We start from the raw sequence: 242 nt of genomic DNA, 5'->3' as shown, positions 1-242 counted from the left end.
ATCACTTGCCGTGCTTGGCTTTGTAACATGAACTGTGACTGGCACTTCGTCCCTGGAACCATCTGGGTATGTTACCACAACCGTTGCCGGCTTATTTCCTTCGGTACTTACATCTGGCGTATCCTTCCACGTATACTTTGTGCCAGCTGGTAACTCGTCCTTGTTCTTGATCCCGTCAGCTGGATCTGGGACTACACCAGTCTTCGTATTGATTGTTTGACCTTCTGGCGCGTACTTATCCG

General features: G+C 49.6%; 1 protein-coding gene. It reads right to left on the bottom strand.

Annotated elements, in window-relative coordinates; translation table 11 throughout:
• Positions 1-242, bottom strand: a 242-nt coding sequence (locus H5S10_RS00155; protein WP_267905320.1) for a Rib/alpha-like domain-containing protein, incomplete at both ends; no start/stop codon positions are given.

Origin of the sequence: Limosilactobacillus balticus (genome assembly GCF_014145615.1) — a bacterium.
Lineage (GTDB): Bacteria > Bacillota > Bacilli > Lactobacillales > Lactobacillaceae > Limosilactobacillus > Limosilactobacillus balticus.
The sequence above is the reverse complement of the archived record's forward strand: the minus strand, read 5'-3'. Positions and strand labels throughout refer to the sequence as shown.